Source organism: Aestuariivirga litoralis (assembly GCF_015714715.1).
In the GTDB taxonomy this organism is placed as follows: domain Bacteria; phylum Pseudomonadota; class Alphaproteobacteria; order Rhizobiales; family Aestuariivirgaceae; genus Aestuariivirga; species Aestuariivirga litoralis_A.
This window is the reverse complement of record NZ_WAHS01000002.1, coordinates 964146-987283: the sequence shown is the minus strand read 5'-3', so window position 1 is coordinate 987283 and position 23138 is coordinate 964146. Positions and strand designations below refer to the sequence as shown.

Genomic DNA, 23138 nt, shown 5'->3' with positions numbered 1-23138 from the left:
ACAAATCCATGACAACCGAACCCAATTCCTACCGCACGGGGCCCGACGAAAAGGGCCTGTTTGGCATCTATGGCGGGCGCTTCGTGGCCGAGACCTTGATGCCGCTCATCCTGCAACTGGAGCAGGCCTACAAGGCCGCCAAAGCCGACCGCAGCTTCCAGGACGAGCTTGATTATCTGCTTGAACATTATGTGGGCCGGCCCTCACCGCTCTATTTCGCCAAGCGCCTGACCGAGCATCTGGGCGGCGCCAAGGTCTATTTCAAACGCGATGAGCTGAACCATACGGGTGCCCACAAGATCAACAATGTGCTGGGTCAGATCCTTCTTGCCCGCCGCATGGGCAAGAAGCGCATCATCGCCGAAACGGGTGCGGGCCAGCATGGCGTGGCCACCGCCACGGCCTGCGCTCTCTTTGGCCTCAAATGCGTGGTCTATATGGGCGAGGTCGATATCGAGCGCCAGAAGCCCAATGTGTTCCGCATGAAGCTTCTGGGTGCCGAAGTGGTGCCGGCCAAGTCGGGCAGCCGCACGCTGAAGGATGCGCTCAATGAGGCGCTGCGCGACTGGGTGGCCAATGTGGAAGATACATTCTATTGCATCGGCACGGTGGCTGGCCCGCATCCCTATCCGGAAATGGTGCGCGATTTCCAATGCGTGATCGGCAATGAAACGCGCCACCAGATGATGCGGCAGGAGGGCCGGTTGCCGGATTCACTGGTGGCCGCGATTGGCGGCGGGTCCAATGCCATGGGCCTGTTCCACCCCTTCCTCGATGACAAGGACGTGGAAATCTACGGCGTGGAAGCGGCCGGTCACGGCCTGAAGAAGAAACATGCCGCCTCGATCACCGGTGGCAAACCGGGCGTGCTGCATGGCAACCGCACCTATCTGCTGATGGATGAGGATGGCCAGATCACCGAGGGGCACTCGATTTCGGCAGGGCTCGACTATCCCGGCATCGGGCCGGAACATGCCTGGCTGCATGACATGAAGCGCGTGAACTATGTCTCCGCCACCGACAAGGAGGCGCTGGCCGCCTTCCAGCTGTGCTGCAAACTGGAAGGCATTATTCCGGCGCTGGAGCCCTCGCATGCTTTGGCGCATGTGATGAAACTCGCGCCGCAGAAGCCCAAGGACCATTTGATGGTGATGAATTTGTGCGGCCGTGGCGACAAGGACATTTTCACCGTGGCCGACATTCTGGGGGTGAAGCTGTGACCGCCCGCATGGATGACAAATTCGCGGCTCTGAAAAAACAAGGCCGCGCCGCCCTCGTTACCTTCGTGACGGCTGGCGATCCCGATGCCGCGACCTCGCTCAAGATTGTCGAAGGCCTGCCGAAAGCGGGTGCCGACATTATCGAACTCGGCATGCCTTTCACGGATCCGATGGCAGATGGCCCCGCCATTCAGGAAGCGGGCTTGCGGGCCCTGCGGGCCGGCGCCACGATGAAAACCACGTTGAAGCTGCTGAAGGCGTTCCGCGCCAAGGACAAGACCACGCCCGTCGTGTTGATGGGCTATTACAATCCGATCTATGTCTACGGCGTCGAGAAGTTCCTGAAGGATGCCAAGGCTGCGGGCTGTGACGGCCTGATCGTGGTCGATCTTCCGCCGGAAGAAGACAGCGAGCTGTGCATCCCTGCGATGGAGGCCGGTCTCAACTTCATCCGCCTGGCCACACCCACCACTGATGATGCGCGCGCACCTGCCGTGTTCAAACACACATCAGGCTTTGTCTATTACGTCTCGGTGCTCGGCATTACCGGCACCAAGGCACCGGATTTGAAGTCTGTCGCCGCCAATGTGAAGCGCTTGAAGAAGCACACATCGCTGCCCATCTGCGTTGGGTTCGGCGTGAAGACGGCAGAACAAGCGCGCGCCATTGCGCAGAATGCCGATGGCGTGGTCGTGGGCTCAGCCCTCGTTTCTGCCGTGGAAAAATCGCTCGACAAAAAGGGCAAGCCCACCGCGTCAACGCCCAAGGCCGTGCACAAGCTGGTGGCAAAGATTGCCAAAGGAGTCCGGACATGAACTGGATCAAGAATTTCGTCCGCCCGCGTATCCGCTCGATCCTGGGTCAGGAAAAACGCGAAGTGCCGGAGAATATGTGGATCAAGGATCCTGATTCCGGCCAGATGGTTTTCTACAAGGATCTGGAAGCCAATCTTTTTGTGTTCCCTGGCTCCAACCACCATCACCGCATGCCCGCCGAAGGGCGTTTCACCATGATGTTTGATGGCGCTGAATTTGAAAAGCTGGTGGCCCCCATTGCGGTGGCCGACCCGCTGAAATTCCGCGCCGAGAAGCGCTATGTCGATCAGTTGAAAGACGCCAAGGCGAAGGCGGCGGCAGAAGATTCCGTGCAAGCCGGATATGGTGAAGTGAACGAGCAGCCGATGGTGGTTGCAGTGCAGGACATGGGCTTTATTGGCGGCTCGCTCGGCATGGCCGCTGGCGATGCCATCATCGCCGCGATGCGTTATGCAGTGACCAAGCACTGCCCCTTCGTGATGTTCGTCGCTTCCGGCGGCGCCCGCATGCAGGAAGGCATTCTCTCGCTGATGCAACTGCCGCGCACGACGATTGCCGTGCAGGAACTGCGCGCCGCCAAGCTGCCTTACATTGTGGTGCTGACCAACCCGACCACTGGCGGTGTGACAGCGTCTTACGCCATGCTGGGTGACGTACATCTGGCCGAGCCTAATGCCCAGATCGGCTTTGCCGGCCAGCGGGTGATCGAACAGACCATCCGCGAGAAGCTGCCGCCGGGCTTCCAGCGTTCGGAATATCTCAAGGATCACGGCATGGTGGACATGGTGGTGCATCGTCATGAGATGAAGAGCACTGTGAGCCGCATCGCGCGGCTGCTGATGAAGCAGGACGCGCGGGTGGAAACGACGGCGCTGGTTCCGGCAGAATAAGTCGTCGCCTTCTCCCGTTCGAAGAATGGGAGAAGGTGCCCGAAGGGCGGATGAGGGCCTGTGTGATCCCAGCCTGGCTTCCCAATTTGTTTTCAAGCGATATCCAAAACTGGTCTGGCAGCAACCAGCCCCACACCCGCCTATCGGCACCCTCTCCCATCTACGACGGGAGAGGGCGGCTGTACTGACGCCTTGCGTCGGGCGGTAAGGGCGAACGCGGCAAAAAAGTCCTTTGCCTCCCGCCGCCCCCTCAAAAAAAATGTCGCTGATGGGCTGTAGCGACACCCCGGCAGGCCGTAAGGTCGCCTGAACAGCAATCAGGATTTCTCACCATGGCAGCGTTTCCGAACAAGGCGAAGGTCGTCATCATTGGCTTGGGCGGCATTGTCGGCGCCTCCATTGCGCATCATCTGATCGAGCGCGGCTGGACTGATATTGTCGGCATCGACAAATCCGGCGTGCCCACTGATGTCGGCTCCACCGCCCATGCCTCGGACTTCTGCTACACGACTAGCCACGATTATCTCTCGGTCTGGACCACGCAATATTCCATCGATTTCTACGAGAAGATGGGTCACTACGCGCGCATCGGCGGGCTGGAAGTGGCGCGCACCGGCGATGACACCTGGATGGAAGAGATCAAGCGCAAGCTGACCTCCGCCAAGGCCTTTGGCACCCGCGCGCATTATGTTTCACCCGCCGAGATCAAGAAGCTCTTCCCGCTGATCGAAGAAGACAAAGTGATGGGCGGCATGTTCGACCCGGACGCCGGCCTGGTCATCCCGCGATCGCAGACTGTTGCGGGCAAGCTGGTCGACCAAGCGGAAAAATCCGGCAAGCTGCAGGTCTTCGCCAATACTGAAGCGAAATCACTCATCGTCGAGAACGGCCATATCAAGGGCGTGGTCACCCATCGCGGCACGATCATGGCCGATCACGTCATTGTCTGCGCTGGCATCTGGGGCCGTCTGATTGCCAATATGGTGGGCGAAGATTTGCCGGTCATGCCGGTCGATCATCCGCTGACCTTTTTCGGACCCTTCAATGAATTTGCGGGTACCGGCAAGGAAATTGGCTATCCGCTGCTGCGCGATCAAGGCAATTCCGCTTACATGCGCGACACTGGTGATCCGACCACGGCCGAAGGCGGCCAGATCGAATGGGGCTATTACGAGCCGACCAACCCGCGCCTCGTCCATCCGCGCGAGATCCTCGAAAAGGCCCAGTCGCGTCTGTCGCCCTCGCAGCGCGACCTGCCGATGGAACAGATCATGGAGCCGCTTGAGCGCGCCATGGAACTGACGCCGATCCTCGGCGAGCTGGGCTATAATGAAAGCCATTCCTTCAACGGGCTGTTGCAGGTTTCCGCCGCTGGCGGGCCTTCCTGTGGCGAAAGCCAGAAGGTGCGTGGGCTTTGGTATTGCGTCGCCATATGGGTCAAGGACGGCCCGGGTTATGGCAAGCTGATCGCTGACTGGATGACCGATGGCCGTACAGCGGTCGACAATAACTCCATCGACTACGGACGCTTCTATCCGCACCAGTTGACCGAAGAGTTCATCCACGGCCGCACGTATGAAGCTGCACAGAAGATCTATTTCCCTGCCGTGCATCCGCGCGAGCCCTATGCCTCAGGCCGCAATATCAAGCGCTCGCCCTTCTATGAGCGTGAAAAGGAACTCGGCGGCTATTTCATGGAACTGGCCGGCTGGGAACGCGCCCATGGCTATAAGGCCAATGAGCATCTGCTCGAGAAATATGGCAACCGCATTCCGGTGCGGGCCAATGAATGGGACAACCGGCATTTCTGGCGCGTGTCCAATGCCGAGCATCTGGCGATGAGCGAAGATGTCGGCATCGTCAACCTTTCGCATTTCCACATGACGGATATCGAAGGCCCAGACCATGTCGAGCTGCTGGAATATCTGTGTGCTGCGAAAATTGGCGGAGACGCCAATGTGGGCAAGGGCATCTACACCCACTTCCTCGATGATGAAGGCATGGTGCGCGCCGACTTCACGGTGTTCCGCCTGCCGGATCGTGGCCGCCTGGTGAACGGTGCCGATGCCGGCGTGCGCGATGTTTATTACATGAAGCGCATCGCTGAAGATCGCGGCCTCAACGTCACCATCACCGACACGTCGGAGAAATACATCACCATCGGCATCTGGGGGCCCAATGCCCGCGCGACGCTGAAGAAGGTGGTGGCTGATCCCGCTGGTCTCGACGTTGAGAACTTCGCTTTTGCCGCGATCAAGCAGATCCAGATTGCCGGCAAGAACGTGACCGCCTTCCGCATTTCCTATGTCGGCGAACAGGGCTGGGAACTTCACATGAAATACGAAGACGGCCTGGCCGTCTGGGATGCACTGCGCTCGACGGGTGCAATGGCCTTCGGTGTGGAAACCTATTCCAACACCCGCCGCATGGAAAAGAGCCTGCGCACGCAGAACTCTGACTTGCTGACCCAGTACAACCTGATCGAAGCCGATCTGGCACGTCCGAAGGTCAAGGAGAACGACTTCCGCGGCAAGGCCAAGCATCTTGAATACAAGGCGAGAGCCAACCAGCCGGCGATGCTGTGCACGCTGGTGATGACCAATAATGTTGATGCAAAGGGTATCGCCCGCTACCCAGTGGGTTCGATGCCGATCATCGACCCTGCCACCGGCAAGACGCTGGTGGATGAGTTGGGCCGCATTTCCTACACGACCTCTGTCGCCTATGGCCCGACCATCGGCAAGAACATTGCGCTGGGCTATTTGCCCTGGGCTTACTGCCAGGTGGGCCGGAAGCTCGAAGTGGTCTATTTCAACGAGAGCTACCCGGTGGAAGTTGCTGCCGTCGGCTACAAGCCGCTCTATGATCCGGAGAACCTCAAGCCAAGGACCTAGTAAAATGAGCAACGAGCGCGAAGCTATCGAAGCTGTTGTAAACGACTATCTCCAGGGCATGATCTATGGGCAGTATGACCGGCTAAAGGGGGCCATGCACCCGCTGTGCATGCAGGCGGGGCATTACAATGGGCACTATGAGTTCATGCCGCGTGACGAATTTGTGGAAGCGATAAAGCCGGAGCCGAAACTGCCTGTTGGAGCGGACTTCCCTCTTACCATCTCGATGGTTGACGTCACGGGCGACATTGCGATTGTCAAACTCACAGATGATTGCTTCGGCACGACATGGACTGATTACCTGACACTCATCAGACATGATGAAAAATGGCAAATCGCGATGAAGGCGTTCTACGATCACGCGAACGACAAAGCTTACAATGCGCAGTGATGCCATCCTGATGCGGCTTCTGGAGCTGCATCCCAAAATCATTGATCTGTCACTGACGCGGATGGAGCGGCTACTTGAGAGGCTCGACCATCCGGAGCGCAAGCTACCGCCAGTGATCCACATTGCTGGCACCAATGGCAAGGGCTCAACCCTCGCCATGGCGCGTGCGATGCTGGAAGCGGCGGGATGCAAGGTTCACACTTATACTTCACCACATCTGGTGCGTTTCCACGAACGCATCCGTCTCGCTGGCGAATTGATTTCGGAACCGGCGCTGGTTGCCTTGCTGGAAGAATGTGAAGCGGCGAATGGCAAAGAGCCGATCACCTTCTTCGAGATCACTACGGCTGCGGCTTTCCTGGCGTATTCACGAACAGCAGCAGACTATCTGCTGCTGGAAGTGGGCCTCGGCGGCCGCCTCGATGCGACCAATGTGATCGACAAACCTGCCGTCACTGTCATCACCTCCATCGGTCTCGACCATCAGCAGTATTTGGGTGATACGATTGAGGAGATCGCACGCGAAAAGGCGGGGATTCTGAAACGTGGTGTCCTTGGTGTGCTGGGTGTCAATGAACCGAATGTACGCGATGAGATCGAGCGCGTTGCAGAGAAGATCGGCGCGCCAATCACTGTCGCCAATCAGGACTGGCAGAGTTTCACGCAACACGGCCGCCTCGTGTTCCAGGACGAGAATGGATTGTTGGATTTGCCATTACCCGCGCTTGCCGGGCCGCATCAGATCGACAATGCCGGGAATGCGATTGCGGCGCTTCGCGCGCTGAAGGATGACCGCATCACCGAGGAGGCAATTGCGGTCGGATTGAAATCTGTCACTTGGCCCGCGCGGATGCAGAAACTTGGGTCGGGTTATCTTTCAGCGAATGGTGCCGAAATCTGGCTTGATGGCGGGCATAATGGGCCTGCTGGACCGATGGTTGCACAGGCCATGCGGGACATGCCGAAGAAGCCGCTGGTGCTGATCTGGGGCATGCTCAACACCAAGATTTCCGGCGCCTTTATCAGCCACTTCAAAGGGCTGGCAGAGGAGGTGATTGCGATCACCATTCCGGATGAGATCAATGCGATATCGGCAGAAGAATTGGCGGAAGTAGCGCGTAAGGAAGGGCTCAAGGCCTCCACCGCAACGTCCATCCAAAACGCCGTGGAGCAGGCCTGCTTATCGCATCCTGCTCCACGACTTCTGATTTGCGGCTCGCTCTATCTGGCGGGCCATGTTTTGGCACTTCATTCCGGCGAAGAAGCCTCCGCCATCAGTGGTGCGGCGAAGCGTTAGATCGCTGATTCAATCCAGTTTTTCAGCGCATTCTTGGGGCCGGCACCGACCTGGGTGGAGGCCAGCTTGCCGTCCTTGAACACCATCAAAGTGGGGATCGAGCGCACGCCATATTGCGAAGGGGCACCCGGATTTTCGTCAATGTTGACCTTGACGATCTTGGCGCGCGGGCCGAGTTCCTTGGCGATTTCTTCGAGGGACGGGCCGATCATTTTGCAAGGGCCGCACCATTCTGCCCAGAAATCAACGACGACCGGGGTGGTGGAATTCAGCACTTCGGCGGCGAAGGTGGCATCGGTGACTTTGTGGGTGGTCATGGCATTGCTCCTGGAATCTGTAACTTGGAGTGTACAGGTAGGATTAGTGGGGGGTGGCGTCAAGTATGGACGCTAGCACTTGTGTGCAATGCAGGCAGGATTTCCAGGCGGGCCGTTTCAGTCCAGAAGATTGCTGCCGTGATGGGGCGGCCGGGATAGGCGACTTGCAAGAGCGCCGTGTATCCTGCCAATTGCTTTGCATAATCAGATGCATGCGCCTTGGTGCGGTCAGTTTTGTAGTCCAGAATCCAAATGCCTTCCGGCTCTATAGTGAGGCGGTCGATGCGGCCCGATACTTCTCTTCCATCCGGTAATTCGCCTGCAATATCGACCTCGCCGCGGCTGCTTTCGGTGAGGAATTGTTGCATTTCGCTAGCCAAAAGGGAGGTGGCTGTAGCGGTTGCGGTAGCTTCGGTGAGACCCAGCTTGGCGGCGCGGCTCTTCGCCAAGGCCAATCTTTCAGCAGCAGGCACATCTGCCAGTTCTTCCAGCAGACGATGCAGCGCGCGGCCGCGCTTGGCGGCGGCGGGGTCGTAGTTTTTCTCGCCCACAACCGCCTCGGTGAGACCCATCGGGCGTGGAGCAGATTCACTCAACACAGCGGCCTTCATCCAAGCGGGAAGCACGGTGCCGCCCTTGCTGGCCGTCGTACCGGCTTCGAGATGCACATCGGCAGCGCCTAACCGGACCGGATTCTCCGGCGTGGGGTCACCGAGTTTTTGCGTCAGGGTACTCCACCACGTTCCATCATCTCTTGTCTTCCGCGCATGGCCGAAGACGTAAAGTTCATCGGCGGCGCGCGTCATGGCGACATAGAGAAGGCGCTCGTTTTCGAGCTGCTGTTTGGTTTCATCGAACGCCAGCCAGTCTTGCAGCGAGGGCAGAGAAGGTTTGGAACCGGAGGGAATCCAAACAGGCAGCCCTGCCAAACGCGGCAGCGCGGCGGTGCCCGGTGCGGCGAGGACCACCTGTTTGCTTTTCGATCCGCCGCCTTGCGCGCGCGCATCGGCCAGGATGACGATGGGCGCTTCAAGGCCTTTGGCGCCATGCACCGTCATCAGGCGCACTTCGCCGGCATCCTGTTCCAGCTCGCGGCGAATGGTAGTTTCGGTGGAGGCGAACCAGCGCAGAAAACCAAACAGACTGGGGCCGTGGTCGCGCTCGTGATCAAGTGCCAGATCAAGCATGGCATCACTGGCTTCGATGGCTTCGGTGCCGAGGCGCGCCATGATGGCTTTTCGCGATTTATCCAGGATGGATGACATCAACGCGAAAGGTGTTTCGGTGGCCACGCTGCTGAGAAGCGTGTCGAGCCAGATGCGATTTTCACCTTGCAGGCGATCATAGAGGCGCTGGCTCTCGCGGCCATAAGCGAGGAGGAACAGTTCTTCTTCGGTGAGCGGCTTTGGCACCAGCGGGCTTTTCAGAATCACTGCGAGCGCGTGATCGTCTTCCGGCAGCAGCAGCCAATGCAGCAGCATCTGCACATCCTGCACGATGAGGGATTGCAAAAGGTTCAACCGGTCTGCACCCGCCACCGGCACATCACGGCCGCGCAATTCGGCCAGCACCATGCGGAACAGCGGGCCGCGTGAGCGGAACAGGATCAGAATGTCCCCGGCCTGTACCGCGCGGTTTTGCCCCGCCAGTTTGCGTGGGTGCTGCGGATCAAGCCAACTGGCGATTTTCTCCGCGATACGCGCAGCCAATTTGCGCTGGGGTGATGAGGCGGGCGGACGGTCCACCGGCTTGGTCCAAGGTTCGTCATCGGCTCTGTCATCGGCCTCGACCAGCGGCTGGATTTCAACAATGCCCAGATCATCTTTGCGCGAGGCCGTGTGCTCGCGCTTGCCATCTGGCGAGAATACCTGGTCCACCGCTTTCAGGATTTCATCAGTGCTGCGGTACGAAACCAGAAGCGGCACTTCGATCAGCGCGCCTACGGGCTTGACAAGCGTTTGCCGCGCCTGGCCATAGGCCGAAACATCAGCACCCTGGAATGAATAGATCGATTGCTTGCCATCACCCACCACAAACAAAGTGCGCGGGCCGGGGCGCGGCTTGGCCAGCCCGGCGAAAAATTCAGTGGCGAGGGCATCAATCATTTTCCATTGATCGGGGCCAGTGTCCTGCGCTTCATCGAGCAAGATGTGGCTGAGATGACCGTCGAGTTTATACAGCACCCATTGGGTGGCGCGCGATGACGCGAGCAAGCGCGCGGTGCGGCTGATCAGATCGTTGAAATCATATTTGCCGCTGGTGCGTTTGGCATTTTCAATGTGCGCGAGAATGGCGGCGGCGAGGACGAGTGCATCGGCGCTGGCGTGGATGACTTCAAGCGTTTTGGCGACCTGCAATGCGCCATGCAGCCGTTCCTGTTCGGCTTTCAGGAAAAACGCGGTGTCCGGCACTTCATTGCGGGTTTTGACCGCGAGCAATTCCTTGCGCGGCTCCAGCTTGTCAGTGAGATAGAATTTGAACAACGGCGCTTCGCGCGATTCAGACTGGGCGATCTCTGTCAGGCTGATGGAGGCATTCACATTGCGGTGTGGGGCGAAGGGCCTCAGCACTTCTGCGTGGTGCAGGTAAGCGTCACGGTCGATCAGGCGCACAGCCGCTTTCGCATCTTCCCAATTATGACCGCTTTCGAGGCCCAGCGAAATTTTCAACGCGGCTTCATAGGTCTCGCGGGTGAGTTCGCCTTCGCCCTGATCCCATTTGCGCAGGGCTTCCACAAAGCTCTTGATCAGTTCAGCAAACTGGCCTTCGCCCAAGCGGTCGGCCAGATGGATGAAGGCGGCGGAAAGCTGCGGTTCTGTTCCCGACTCAGCCAGCTGCAACACTTCGCGCGTGGCGTTCTCCTGCATCTCGTCACTGTCACGCTGGTCCATGACGCGGAAGCCGGGGGCGATCCCGGCCTCCACCGGGAACAGATGCAACAGGCGTTCGCAGAAGGCGTGGATGGTCTGGATCTTGAGGCCGCCCGGCGTTTCCAGTGCTTCGGTGAACAGAATGCGGGCGCGGGAGAGCACGGCTTTGTCGTGGCCATCGGCACCCATGAGCGTGATGGCCTCGGCCAGCTCTGCATCACTCATCGCCGTCCAGCTACCCAAACGCTTGAACAGGCGGGCCGACATTTCTGCGGCGGCGGCCTTGGTGTAGGTGATGCAGAGAATCGAATCCGGCGCTGCACCCGAAAGCAGCAGGCGAATGACGCGCTCCACCAGCACATGGGTTTTACCGGAGCCGGCATTGGCCGAGACCCAGACGGATTGTTCAGGATCAGCCGCGCGCATCTGTTCCGGCGTGGCGGCCAGCAGCTTTTTTGGTTCCGTGGACGCGCTCATTCCTTTTGCGCCTCTCCGGCCAATTGCCATTCAAGATAGCGCGAGAGGTGATCGTAATCCTCGTCGGCATCATCCTTCTCGCTGCGCAGGCGCGGCAGATAGGGCAGGCTTTCCTGAAGATAGAAGCCCAGCAGCGTCTTGAGGCCTGCGAGATGATTTTGCGCCAGCGCTTCGATGCCGGGGCCATCCTTGGTAACGGCTGACTCTTTCCACATTCCATCGCGGCCGCGGCCGATTTTTACATAGAGCGCTTCGCGCACGCCCTTCGGGTTCATGGGTTTGAAACCGCTATCCAGAAGAATTGCCGCTTGCAGCGTCATTTGCGGATTGAGGCCGGCATCCACCTGCTTGGGCGACGGCGGCTCACCGGTTTTGTAATCGATGATGCGAGCTTCACCATTGGCCAGCACATCAATGCGGTCGGCACGCGCTGTCAGGATATGGGCTTCTCCATCCACATCGAAATCCATGCGGCCATTCAGCTCGGCGTGGATTTTGGCGAGGCCGTGTTTCAGCTCTTCTTCCTCCTTCACGAGGAAGGCGGCGACGCGGCGGAAATGCGGTTCCCAGAAACTCTTCAGCGCAGCATCAAGGCCGTAAGCGGCGAATTGCTTTTCACCTTCTTGTAGCAGCAGTTCCACGCCCGAAGCCTGTGCCTGATTCCATGCGCCGATTGCATCGTGGAAAATCGTGCCGCGCAGCGCCGGGCTGGGCGCGGAGATGAAATCGGGCACAGGCTCGAGTTTCAAAATGCGCCGCGCGTAAATGGCATAGGGGTTGCGGATCAGCCGTTCGATTTCAGTGGCGCTGAAGCGCTTGGGGCGGGTGGCCACGGGCGGGTTGAAAGCGGGTTTGATGATCGGGCCTTGCAGCGGCTCGGTGCCATCGGGCTGCTCGAGGCTTTGGGCGAGGCCCAGCCATTGTGCGGCTTCGGTGTGATCGCGTTTGACTTTGGCCACGGCCAGAACGGCATCGAGGCGCAGCAGCCAACGCGAGGGTGAAGCGGGCGCGTTGCTCAGACGCTTCGACCAGGTGAGAACGCATTTGGGGTGGCTGAAGCCTTGCTCGAAATCATGGGCGGCGAGGCCGATGTCTCGCTCCGGCTGCGGGAAGTTCAGAATCTTGCGCATGTTGCGATTGAGCCAGGGGCCGGGATCGCTTTGCGGGGGCCACACGCCTTCATTGAGGCCGCCGAGGATCATCACATCGGTGGGGATGAGGCGGGCTTCGAGGGTGCCGAGGATGGAAAGGCGCGGGTGGTCTTGCGATGTGGTGCGCGCTGTTTCTTGGCGCAGGAGGTCGCGCAGGATGAGGGCAGCTTCGTTGATGCTGAGCGCAGAGCGACGCCAGGATTCGGATTGCAGCTGTTCGAAGAAATCCAGCAGCGGTGCATTGTCTTCCGCCTGCCAGAGTTCCGGTGTGATAGCTTGTTCGAGTGCGCTGGTGATTTTCTTCAACTGCTCGCCCAGTGGCTGTGGCTTGGCATCGCGCAGGGCGGCGACGGCGTCGATTTTCTCGGCGAGGGTCTGGAGTTGTTGCCAGGTTTCATCACTCATGCCCTTGAGTAAGGGATGCGGATGGGTGTCACGCGCGTGCTGGATCTGCGCTTGTTTGGCATTGGCGGCGAAGCCTTGGCCATCCACCAGGCGGCCGCGCAGCACGGCGAGTTCGAACTGGCGCAACAGAGGTTGGTAATGCGATTGCTCCATGCCCAGCGTGACAGATGGGTGGCGCAGGAAGGCGAGAATGTCTTCGCCTTCGAATTGGCCGAGCAGCGCTTGCAGCAAGAGATCGAGTGCGAGGCCCAATCCGGCTTGCGAGAGTGGGCGGCCATAGGAGTCGGCGATGCTGATGTTCCAGCGCTTCAGCTCCTGCGTCACGCGGGTTGCGAGGTCGCGGTCTGGCGTGACGAGGATGGCGCGCTTGTTCTTGTGCTCCAGCACTTCGCGCATGATCAGGGCGATGCTGCGCGCTTCCTCATGGCGGTTGGCGGCGGCGATTTCGCAGAGGTCTTGCGTGGCGGCGGTGAGCGCCTTGGTTTGCGCGGGCAGTGTTTCGTGCCAGAGGGCGGCTGTGGCGGTGGGCCGCATCATTTCGCTGGCGAGGAGGTTGCGCTTTGCGTTGGGCCCAAGCGGTTGCACATCGGCGCGGCGGATTTCCAACTGGTCCAGCAATTGCTTCAGCGCGAATTGCGCATGTTCCTGCGGCAGGTTGGCCCAGGAGGCATCATCGGCCAGCAGATCGAGGCCCGGCAATACGAGTGCGCCTTCAGGATGACGTGAGATGGCGGCCAGCAGATCGCGCGTGGCCGGGATGGTGCCGGTGGAACCTGCCGCGATGATCGGGCCCTTGTGCTGACCCGATGCGATGCGCGCGGCTTCGAGGCGCAGCATCTTGCTGCGGCGGGCGGCGGCACCCATCGTGCCATCGCGCGCGTGCAGCTTGGGCAGCTCAACGCTGAGCAGTTCGAGCAGGCTGATGATCGCCTCGCGGTGTTCGGCTTCTTCGATATTGTAGAGATCGGGCAGCTTGGAGAGATCGCCATCCTGGGTTTCCACCGTGGTGACGAAATCGGCGAGGCTGCGCGCGAGGCCGAGGCATTGTGCCGGGGCGGCGGCGATTTCCTGGGCGAGTTCGATTTCGGGATGCTCGTCGGCCCATTGGCGCGCCAGGCGCGAAAGTTCCAGCGTGACGGCGATGGAGGACAGGGCGTTCGGAAGTCCGGCAGAGACCATGCCGTCTTCGAGGCGGTCCTCATCGAGATCGCCGATCGGCTGGATGCGCGGCAGGACCAGCGCTTTCTTCCCGCTCTTCTGGCGGAGGATGTTTTTGAAGGTGCTCACGGCGCGGCGGGTGGGCAGGAGAATTGTCCAGTCGCTGGGTGGCAGTGTGCTGTTCTCCAGCGGGAAGCCGGCGAGCACTTGCTCGGCCAGGATTTCGAGGAAGTTCGCGCCGGCGGCGATGGTGAAAACGCGGGGCAGCGTGGCCATGGATCAGGCCTGTTTCAGATAGGCCTCGGCGGCGTCGATGGCATCCGGGGTGCCGACATGGAGCCAATGCCCGGCATGGGCAATGCCGAACAGGCGTCCTTCAGCAATGGCCTTGTCCCACAGAATGTTCATCGAAAACTTGCCTGGGCTGGTGCCCGCGAAAAGGCGGGGATGCACTATATAGCCACCAATATAGGCCAATGCATTCTGCTTTTGGCGGGTGAGGCGGCCTGCGGAGTCGAGCGCGAAATCGCCTGCGCCGTCATAGCCGGTGGTTTGGCGCGGATCGCAGAGGAGCAGAAGGCAATCCATCGCGGCGTCATCCCAGGCTTCGGAGAGACGCTGCAAGGCTGGAGTGCCCTGCTCTGTCCAGAAGCAATCCGAGTTCAGGACATAGAAGGGATTAGCGCCGAGGCGGGGAAGTGCGCGCACGATGCCACCGCCGGTTTCGAGCACGGCATCGGTTTCATCCGAGACTTCCATCTTGAGGCTGGTGACGGAATGCGCCCAGGTTTCGATCTGGTCGGGCAGGTAATGCTTGTTGACCAGTGCGCGGGTGACGCCTGCGGCGACGAGTTTGTCCACGCCGTAATCGATGATCGGCTTGCCCGCTACCATGAGCAGGGGCTTCGGCGTGGTGAGGGTGAGCGGGCGCATGCGAAGCCCAAGGCCCGCAGCGAGGATCATGGCAGTCGAGGGTTTAGTGGCCAATGTGCAGGGCTTCCGGCATGTGGGTTTCGTACCACGCTTTGAGTTCATGCAACACCGGATGTTGCAAGTTGCGGGCGAGGTAGCGCGAGACGCGGGGCATGTGCTGCAGATAATGCGGCTTGCCATCACGGAAGTTCAACCGTGCAAAAATACCCAGGATCTTGCTGGCGCGCTGGGCGCCGAGGATGGCATAGCCGCGGGCAAATTCATCCTGATCGAGACCCGGGCGCAGGCTGAGGTAATGGGCGTAGAGCTTATCGGCCCAGTCAAAATCAATATCGGTGCGGGCATCCTGCAGCAGCGAAGCGAGATCGTAGGCGGGGTGGCCCAGCAAGGCGTCTTGCGTATCGATGAGGCCCACACGGCTGAGGCCTTGGCGTTCCGGCAGCCAAATCAGATTGGGAGAATGATAATCGCGTAGGACCCAGACGGGATTTGCAATCTGGGTTTCGGGCAGCAGCTTGCGCCAGATGGTTTCGAAGGAGTCGCGCAATGCCTGCGGTGGTTCCGATTTATGTACATGCTTGTGAAACCAGACCGGCAGCAGATCGACTTCGATCAGCTGTGCTTCGATGTCGTAAGGCGGCAGGGTTTGCGGCCAAGGGCGCTGGGCGATATCGGCCAGAACGGCGATGGCGGCGTTCATGGGTTCATCCATGTTTTCGCCGCTGCGCATCATGTCGCGGTACACGCGGCTGCCGAGATCTTCCACGAGTGCAAAGCCATGGGTGAGATCATGCGCGAAGATTTTCGGTGCGCCATAGCCCATGGCGCTGAGCTGTTCGTTCACGGCGATGACATTGTGCAGGCCTTCGGCTGAATGGGCGATCACCGCATAGGGTTTGCCGTCTTTAACATTCGGACCATCGACGCGCGGCGGCATGTCCATCAGCAGGCGCGTTTCATCACCTTGCTTCACCTTCTCATAACGACGGGCAGAGGCATCACCTTCGAAGAAGTGTCGGGTTTGCGGATCGATTCCGCTGGAGGTGAGGAATCTTTCTAGCGCCGCGTTGCGTGTGAGGATTTTCTGCCACAGGCCCTGCGGCGTGAGCTTGATGGTACGCGTTTCACCACTGCCGGAAAATTGCAGATGCAACGTATCTGGTGAAATGGATTTCTGCGCGGCGCGCGGCCATTCGATGAGCAACAGGTGACTGGCCGACAATTCATCCAGACCGAGTTCATCTGCTTCAGCATCGGCACTCAGGCGGTAGAGATCAACATGGGCGACTAGAACGCGCGTGTTGTCGTAGATTTGCACCAGCGAAAATGTGGGGCTGGGAATATCGAAATCTTCCGTGCCGCCTGCCAGGGCGCGGATGAAGGCGCGGGCGAAGGTGGATTTGCCGGCACCCAAATCACCCTCCAGCAGCAACACCATGCCGGGCCTTGCATAGAGTGCCAGTGTGCGGGCGAAGTTTTCGGTGTCTTGCGGCGAGGCCGACGCAAAGATCATGCCGCTCACGCAGCGGTGGATTTGAGCTGCGGCCGCGCCTGGCGCACCGGCCCGGCAATCGGGATGGTGCAGACCACCGTGGTCCCCTGATCCAGCTTGGAGACTAGCGAGACCTTACCACCATGCAACTCGGTGAAGCTCTTGACCAGCGCAAGGCCAAGGCCCGGGCCGCGGTGGCTGCCGGGCAAGGGCTTGGACTGGAAGCGCTCGAAAACCTTGGGCTGGAATTCAGGATCAATGCCTCGGCCAGAATCGGCCACCCAGATCTGCACAGAGTCGCCCTTCTTGCGGGCACCCATCTTGATCTGGCCACCGGCGGATGAGAAGCCCGCCGCGTTGGAGAGAAGATTGGCCAACACTTGTTCGAGACGTGCGGCATCGCCCATTACGGTTGACACATCAGCGCCCACTTCGATGGAGATATCAAGCTTGCGCTTTTCCAAAGTGGGCACAAATTTCTCTGCGGTTTTTTCCAGAAGCTCGGTAACATCCAGCTTCGCCAGTTTCAATTCCATCTGACCCGCATCGATAGCGGAGAGATCGATGATGGCATCAATGGTGGTCTTCAGATGTTCGGACGATTGGCGGATGGCACCAACATATTCAGCCTGTTTCGGCGTGAGATCGCCCAGCATCTTGAGATCTAGCGCTTCGGAAAAACCGATAATGCTGTTGAGCGGGGTTCGCACTTCGTAGGACACGTTGCTGAGGATGGTATTCTTCAGCTTGTCCGCCGCCTCCAGAGCTTCGGCACGGTCACGCAGTGCGCGTTCAATGCGCACTGAATCTGAAATATCCGAGAAGGTGAGCAGCGCGTTGCCATCAGGCAGCGGCACGGCGCGGTAACGCAGCACGCGGTCATCCTGCTCGATGCGGCCATCATGTTCCTTACGCTTGGCATCAAGGCCCGTGACGCTGAACTTGATGTCTGCCCATGCCGACTTGCTATCCGCCGAGAGGCCCGGCAGCTGTGCGAGCTCATTCACATGCGGCTTCTTCTCAAGGAAGGCCTGATCCAATGACCAGAAGCGCAGGAAGGCCGGATTGAAGAGACGCAGGCGGCCATCAGGCCCGGAGAGCGCCACGGCCTCAGCCAGATTATCGAGCGTTTCGCGCTGCACTTCGAACAGCTCATTATATTTGCTCTCGAGCTGATATTCCTTGGTGAGGTTTTCGTAGAGATAGCTCACCCCGCCGAAAGGATGCTGTTCAGCGATGACGCGCAAGCTGCGGCCGTCCGGCAGATACCAATAGTCTTCGCGTGGCTCGATCTTGGAATAGGCCTGCAATTGCTTGGCGCGCCATTCGCGGTAATTGGCCTGCTCAGGCAGAAGGCGCATGGCGCGCATCTTGTCCAGCACTTCGCCGTCAGTGGGTTGGCCGCTGAGGAAACGCTCATCCAATTGCCAGAGCTGGGCATAGGATTGATTGAAGAAGCGCAGGCGCTGATCCGGCCCGTAAATGGCTATCGCGGTGGAGAGCTTGTTGAGGGTGGAGGCATGCGCCTTGATGTGGCGGTCCAGTTCTTTCTCGGTTTCCTCCAGCGCTGTCACATCCAGCGCAAAGCCGATCACGCCATCTTCCGCCGGCATTTCATGGAAATTGAGGGCACGGGCATTGCCGCCGCTGATCAGGCGGGCACGGCCCAGAAGATGCTGCTTCTTTTCGGCTTTGCTGCGATCCATCGCATCGGGACGCGCCAGCGAAAAATTCTTCTTCAGCACCTGTTCCATGGGGCCGGCTTCGGCGGCATCGACATAGGCTTTGTTGATCCAGCTCAACTGACCCCTGCGGTCGGCCAGCCAGATCGGAAACGGAGCTGAATCAAGAATGGCGCTGAGGCGCTGCACTTGGCGGGCCAGCTTGTGCGCATCATAAAGCGTTTCGCTGTTTTCCAGGCGCTGGCCAGTCAGCGGCCTGAAACGCAAAGTGGCCATGGTGCCGGCGGCGCGGCCATCGGCCTCGAACAGATCACCCTGCAGGGTTTTGACGCCGAAATTAAAGGCGCTGCCTTTGTCACGCAGGGAAGCAATTTCCTGGGTGAGGCGGGCGGCGGAATCACGCTCCAGCCAGGCGGCGAAATTCATTACGCCATCGATGCTTTCCGGCAGTTCCGCCAGGCCGTGCAGCACGCCGATCATGCGTTCGGGTTTTGGCGCATTGGTAGGCCAGGTGAGCAGGATCTGCGATTCGGAATTCAGTGCCGCTTCTGCCTGGTTCAGCAGGTATTCGGCCTCGCCCAATCTTTGCCGGGCTGCGGCCAAGGCGATGTCGCTGGTGCGGTTGCGGAAGCGCATGACGATGGCTGAGGCCAGGCCCAGCCCGCCGATGGCAAGGCAGGCCCAGCCTGTCGCAGAGAAGCTGCCGACCGACAGTGCCGCCATTGCCGAGGCCGATGCCGGCACAGGCAAGAGGCCAGCAGTGAGCAAGGCTCCCACACCCGCACTCATGCGCAAAAGTCTCGCAATATCGTTGTCCAAATTTCTTAAACCCACCCGTCGCCAGGCAATCCGAATCACCCGCGACAACCCATGGCTCAAGCTATAGACGTAAGCTTGCGCTTCGTGAATCCGGGTTTTGGGTGGAAAGCGGATTAGGCGCGTTTGCGGCGCGCCGGCACCTTATCGAGCACCGCTTTGCCTTGCTGGATCTTGTAGATGCGGTCGGCAATGTTTTTCCAGGCCGGGCGGTGGGTGATGGCCAGGATGGTGAGCGTGCCTGACAGTGACTGGATATTGCGGCAGATTTCCTGCTCGGTCTGGTCATCCAGCGCGCTGGTGACTTCATCGAGCAGCAGAAGTTTCGGCTTATGCACCAAGGCTCTGGCCAGCGAGATGCGCTGGCGCTGGCCGCCAGAGAGCTTGGCGCCCATCGTGCCGATATCGTTGTGGATGCCCTTGGGCAAAGCCTGCACGAATTCCAGACCACCGGCCAGCTTCAGGGCGGCGAGAATATCAGCATCGGAAATGCGCCGGTCGCCCAGCGCGATATTGTCGGCCACCGAGCCTCTGAGCAAGGTGAGCTCCTGCGGCACATAGCCGATCTGGCGGCGCCAGGATTGCAGCCTGATGTCTTTGAGATCGGTCTTGTCAATCAGGATGCGGCCTTTGGTGGGCCGGTTGAAGCCGATGATCAGGTCCAGAAAAGTTGTTTTGCCAGCGCCCGAGGGGCCGACCAGAACTGTAATCTTGCCGGCGGGCACTTCCGCATTGATATGCGAGAGGATGGATTTGGGGCCGTAGGCGAAGCTGACATCATCGAGATGAAGCCTGGTGTTCAGTGTGGGCTCAATGGTGCCCTGGTCAATTTCCTCTTCGGCTTCACCGCGGTGGATGGTTTCCATCACGCCGTGATAAGTGGCTGCCGCGACGACGGCATCCTGAAAGGATTGCTGCACGCGCTTCATCACATCGATGATCTGGAAGAACACGATGCCGAAGACCAGGAATTGCGACAGCGGCACCTTCATCACGCTGACCGCCAGCCAGACGCCGCCCAGCAGCAGGAAGGTGGAGATGATGTCCTGCAGGTTGAAGCTGGCCTGGCGGCTAACCACAACCTGAATGAGCGTCTTGCGCAGGCGTAGGATATGATCGCCGAAATTCTCGATGAAGCTTTCCTGGCGGCCCATGGATTTGAGCGGCTTCATGTTGTTCACCACATCCTCAAGCTCGGTGTTGAGAGCGTTGGTGGATGTGAATTGTTGCTGGCTGACACGGTCAGCGATGCGGACAATGGCATTGAGCGGCAGGATCACGAGAATGAGTGCCAAAATGGTGAGCACCATCAGCTGCGGCGAGATCAGCACCGCAGCCGTCACCAAGCCCAGGCTGGAGGCGACATTGGTGACGAACACCGTGGCCTGCTGATAGGCCTGGCCGGCTTGGCCGGACTGGGCCGAAATCTGCGAGGCCACTTCGCCGGGCTTGTGATCGGTGAAATAGGCCCAATTGGCATGGACCATGGCGTCCAGCATGCGGGTGCGGATGCCAGTGGTCACATCGGCCACGGCAACGCCGACAAAGCTGAGTGAAACGAGCTGGATGAGTGACTTCACGACCATGCCAAGGCCAATGAAAATCAGCAGATGGTCAAAGCTGGGATTGATGCCGAGCGTTTGCATGAAGGTGCCGATGAAGCGTGCGACATAGGATTTGTCCTGGCCACCATCGGCGGTGATCTGTGCCACCAAGGGCACGATGGCGCCCATGCTGAACAGATCGGCCGTCGAGGCCAGCAGCATCAGCAGGGTTACGAGAAGTGGCCTCCCGCCGGGGGCGCTCCAATAAATCGAAAGGACGCGCCTAAGCACCTTTTTCGCCTGAATATCTGGCCGGCGGATGTTGCGTGCCCTTGCCATACAGCGCCTGGGCGCGCTCGAATTCCGATTCCAGCTGTTTCACGCTCACACCCAGGAAAGACTGGACACCGATGGCCACTTCGTAGGGCTCCAGTTTGCGGCAAAAGTTTTCAATGTCGGTCACGACCAGTTTCTTGTCATCCCAGATGGTGGTGCACATCTGGACGGCATCTGGATAGAGGCGCTCATCGCGGTTATGATCCACTTCATCCACATAGAGCCCATAGAGCATGTATTCAGAGAGCTGGATGCGGTTGCGGAAGGCGCGGTACCATGAGCCGCCATAACGCGCCGCCAGATGCGCGCACATGTCGAGCACTTCCTGACGGTGCCAGGTGACAAAGTTATCGACATAACCGTTATAAGCACCAGTATCGGCCAAGCCCAGCATCTTCAGGCTGGTGCGGGCGAATTTGGGATTACGCATGTCATCTATCTTCAGACGTGGCGGGTGCTGGTAAAACCGCAAGCGGCCATTCCGCACCATCTGATCAGTGTGATAGGGCCGCAGGAAGAAAACATCGGAATCGAGATAGGCCAGGCCCTGATGGGTGACCTTGGCCGCCATGCCGATCTTCACCATCTGCTGCATGTGCCAGCCGATCGACAGGCCGGTCTCGCGCGACCACCACACGCTGCGTCCGCCGAGGAAAGGCAAAGTGAGGATCAGATGCATCTTCACCGGCACCACGTCCTCTGTCAGCCAGACGCTGCGCCTCTCGCTGGCCAGGTGCTTGAACATTTCGAAATGCGGCTTGTCCACGATGACATAGTGGTGCCAATTGCCATCGAGGAATTCATCCATGCTGCGGCAGAGCAGAAGGCAGCGCTCATAATCGCCGGCATAGCTGGGTGTTACAACGCCCCAGCTGACGCCAGAGCCTTTTCCGCCCTCAGGCGCTTCAGGCATGCGAAGCTTCCCGCCAGCTCAGCAGCGACACGACCGAAAAGCCGATGGCGTAGAACGCATAGACACCCGTGAAGGCGATGGCGTGGTGCTCATAGGTGAGGCCGAGAATGATCAGGCCCACAAACATAATGGCCAGCGCGGTTTCCAAAAAAACCACGATGGGCACGCGCCGGATATTATAAGCCTGCTTGGTTTTGATCTCGCCCTCATTCGACATGATGTTGAGTTTGGGCGTGCGCACGAAAGGCGTGGCCTGCCCGATCAACCCCTGCAGCACCGCACGCGTCAAATGAATGCACAAGCCAGTGGCCATCGCCATGAAGGTGATCGTTGTATAGAGCAGATTCAGCGGGCTCTTGCCGGTCCAGCCAAAATCACCACTGCGTTGCGACGTGTAGAAGGTGAAGACGGTGGCCACCATCGTCAAACCAATGAGAGTGTTGAGTATGGTTGCAACACTGGCAAAATCCGCCAAGCCCAAGAAGGGGAGAGCCGCCGCAGACAGGCCGAAGCATAGCAGGAACAAGAAAATGAAACTGTTGAGCATGTGGAAGGAGCCGACAATCTTGGTGGAAAACGCAGCATTGGAGTTCCACAAATTGTTCAGAGTCTTGCGGCCGGTTTCTGCGGCACCCTTGGTCCAGCGGAACTGCTGGCTGCGCACGGCACTCATCTGCACCGGCAATTCTGACGGTGTAGTGATGCTTTCGGCAAAGATAAATTTCCAGCCCTTGATCTGCGAACGGAAGCTCAAGTCCAGATCTTCGGTCAGTGTGTCGCTCTTCCAGCCGCCGGCATCTTCAATGGTCTTCCTGCGCCACATGCCGCCGGTGCCATTGAAATTGATGAAACTGTCGGAGGCCTGGCGCCCGCCATGCTCAACCGAGAAGTGGTTGTCGATGGCAAAGGCCATCATGCGGGTAATGAGCGAATAGTCGGCGTTCAGATGTTCCCACCTGGTCTGCACCATGCCGACATTGGAATCAGCAAAATAGGCCACCACCCTCTTTACAAAGTCAGGATGCGGCAGGAAGTCGGCATCAAAGATGGCAATGAATTCGGAATTGTCGAGCTTCAGGCCATAATCGAGCGCGCCAGCTTTGAAGCCCTTGCGGTCAGGACGCCGCACATGTTCGATATGGATGCCCTGCTTGGTGAGTTCAGCAATGACGCGGGCGGCAATCGCCGTCGTCTCGTCATTGGAATCATCCAGCAGCTGAATGGTCAGCTTATCCTTAGGATAGTCCATCTGGGCCATGCAGCGCAGCAGACGCTCCACCACGTAGCGCTCATTATAAATCGGAAGCTGAAGCAGAACGGTTGGCAGTTTGCCGCTCCAGGGCGCTGGCTCCACCTGCGAAGCGTGGCCTTGGGCTTTGGCGCGGGTATAACGGAATGCAAGCCAGGCCTGCGCCAGCGCGAAGACCAGGATTACTGCGCCCGAAACGATCCCGACTGCTCCAATGATGATTTGCAGTGCTAACAAATGCCGTGGTCCTAAAAACTCAAGGAGCCATCTTGCCGTATAAGGCAGGGC

14 protein-coding genes and 1 pseudogene are annotated in these 23138 nt (G+C 59.3%); 6 read left to right on the top strand and 9 right to left on the bottom strand.

Features of this window, described 5'->3' with window-relative positions:
* Positions 1-8: 8 nt before the first annotated feature.
* The 6 genes from trpB (at position 9) to F8B91_RS16555 (ending at position 7507) form a co-directional block, all read left to right on the top strand.
* A complete protein-coding gene (gene trpB, locus F8B91_RS16580) occupies positions 9-1220 on the top strand; it encodes a tryptophan synthase subunit beta (RefSeq protein ID WP_196504946.1) in 1212 nt (403 codons plus the stop codon).
* Positions 1217-2035 (top strand): tryptophan synthase subunit alpha, encoded by an 819-nt coding sequence (gene trpA / locus F8B91_RS16575; protein WP_196504945.1) that lies wholly within the window; start codon positions 1217-1219, stop codon positions 2033-2035. The genes trpB and trpA overlap by 4 nt, the downstream gene beginning before the upstream one ends.
* A complete protein-coding gene (gene accD, locus F8B91_RS16570; protein ID WP_196504944.1) occupies positions 2032-2925 on the top strand; it encodes an acetyl-CoA carboxylase, carboxyltransferase subunit beta in 894 nt (297 codons plus the stop codon). Before trpA ends, accD begins: the two co-directional genes overlap by 4 nt.
* A 332-nt stretch (positions 2926-3257) precedes the next feature.
* Positions 3258-5819, top strand: a complete 2562-nt coding sequence (locus F8B91_RS16565) for a GcvT family protein (protein ID WP_196504943.1) — start codon at positions 3258-3260, stop codon at positions 5817-5819.
* A gap of 4 nt (positions 5820-5823) precedes the next feature.
* Positions 5824-6210 (top strand): nuclear transport factor 2 family protein, encoded by a 387-nt coding sequence (locus tag F8B91_RS16560; protein ID WP_196504942.1) that lies wholly within the window; start codon positions 5824-5826, stop codon positions 6208-6210.
* Entirely contained in the window at positions 6200-7507 is a 1308-nt protein-coding gene (locus F8B91_RS16555) for a bifunctional folylpolyglutamate synthase/dihydrofolate synthase (protein WP_196504941.1), read from the top strand. Before F8B91_RS16560 ends, F8B91_RS16555 begins: the two co-directional genes overlap by 11 nt.
* Here F8B91_RS16555 and trxA read toward each other — a convergent pair.
* The 9 genes and pseudogenes from trxA to F8B91_RS16510 all read right to left on the bottom strand — a co-directional run bounded on the left by trxA (position 7504) and on the right by F8B91_RS16510 (position 23087).
* Positions 7504-7824: a thioredoxin gene (gene trxA, locus F8B91_RS16550; protein ID WP_196504940.1), complete on the bottom strand. Its 321-nt coding sequence runs from the start codon at positions 7822-7824 to the stop codon at positions 7504-7506. The two genes, F8B91_RS16555 and trxA, sit on opposite strands and share 4 nt — an antisense overlap.
* Before the next feature lie 137 nt (positions 7825-7961).
* Positions 7962-11171 (bottom strand): annotated as a pseudogene (gene addA, locus F8B91_RS16545) (double-strand break repair helicase AddA); the annotation flags it as partial.
* Positions 11168-14161, bottom strand: a complete 2994-nt coding sequence (gene addB, locus F8B91_RS16540) for a double-strand break repair protein AddB (protein WP_196504938.1) — start codon at positions 14159-14161, stop codon at positions 11168-11170. The gene addB and the pseudogene addA, both read right to left, overlap by 4 nt.
* 3 nt (positions 14162-14164) lie before the next feature.
* Positions 14165-14872, bottom strand: coding sequence for a nucleotidyltransferase family protein (locus tag F8B91_RS16535; protein ID WP_246715308.1), 708 nt, complete (start codon positions 14870-14872; stop codon positions 14165-14167).
* Entirely contained in the window at positions 14862-16331 is a 1470-nt protein-coding gene (gene tsaE, locus F8B91_RS16530; RefSeq protein WP_196504936.1) for a tRNA (adenosine(37)-N6)-threonylcarbamoyltransferase complex ATPase subunit type 1 TsaE, read from the bottom strand. Before tsaE ends, F8B91_RS16535 begins: the two co-directional genes overlap by 11 nt.
* Before the next feature lie 5 nt (positions 16332-16336).
* On the bottom strand, positions 16337-18268 hold the full coding sequence (locus tag F8B91_RS16525) for an ATP-binding protein (protein WP_432432047.1): 1932 nt from the start codon (positions 18266-18268) through the stop codon (positions 16337-16339).
* A gap of 656 nt (positions 18269-18924) precedes the next feature.
* Complete coding sequence (locus F8B91_RS16520) at positions 18925-20643, bottom strand: ATP-binding cassette domain-containing protein (RefSeq protein ID WP_196504934.1); 1719 nt, start codon at positions 20641-20643, stop codon at positions 18925-18927.
* A complete protein-coding gene (locus tag F8B91_RS16515; protein ID WP_196504933.1) occupies positions 20636-21601 on the bottom strand; it encodes a DUF6492 family protein in 966 nt (321 codons plus the stop codon). Before F8B91_RS16515 ends, F8B91_RS16520 begins: the two co-directional genes overlap by 8 nt.
* Complete coding sequence (locus F8B91_RS16510; RefSeq protein ID WP_196504932.1) at positions 21594-23087, bottom strand: glycosyltransferase; 1494 nt, start codon at positions 23085-23087, stop codon at positions 21594-21596. The genes F8B91_RS16515 and F8B91_RS16510 overlap by 8 nt, the downstream gene beginning before the upstream one ends.
* Positions 23088-23138 lie beyond the last annotated feature (51 nt).

Coding starts and splice junctions, on each gene's coding strand:
- accD (WP_196504944.1), top strand. CDS start 2,032: ATGAACTGGATCAAGAATTTCGTCCGCCCGCGTATCCGCTCGATCCTG.
- trpB (WP_196504946.1), top strand. CDS start 9: ATGACAACCGAACCCAATTCCTACCGCACGGGGCCCGACGAAAAGGGC.
- tsaE (WP_196504936.1), bottom strand. CDS start 16,331: ATGATCTTTGCGTCGGCCTCGCCGCAAGACACCGAAAACTTCGCCCGC.
- trxA (WP_196504940.1), bottom strand. CDS start 7,824: ATGACCACCCACAAAGTCACCGATGCCACCTTCGCCGCCGAAGTGCTG.
- F8B91_RS16565 (WP_196504943.1), top strand. CDS start 3,258: ATGGCAGCGTTTCCGAACAAGGCGAAGGTCGTCATCATTGGCTTGGGC.
- addB (WP_196504938.1), bottom strand. CDS start 14,161: ATGGCCACGCTGCCCCGCGTTTTCACCATCGCCGCCGGCGCGAACTTC.
- F8B91_RS16560 (WP_196504942.1), top strand. CDS start 5,824: ATGAGCAACGAGCGCGAAGCTATCGAAGCTGTTGTAAACGACTATCTC.
- F8B91_RS16555 (WP_196504941.1), top strand. CDS start 6,200: ATGCGCAGTGATGCCATCCTGATGCGGCTTCTGGAGCTGCATCCCAAA.
- F8B91_RS16525 (WP_432432047.1), bottom strand. CDS start 18,268: ATGGCCACTTTGCGTTTCAGGCCGCTGACTGGCCAGCGCCTGGAAAAC.
- F8B91_RS16515 (WP_196504933.1), bottom strand. CDS start 21,601: ATGCCTGAAGCGCCTGAGGGCGGAAAAGGCTCTGGCGTCAGCTGGGGC.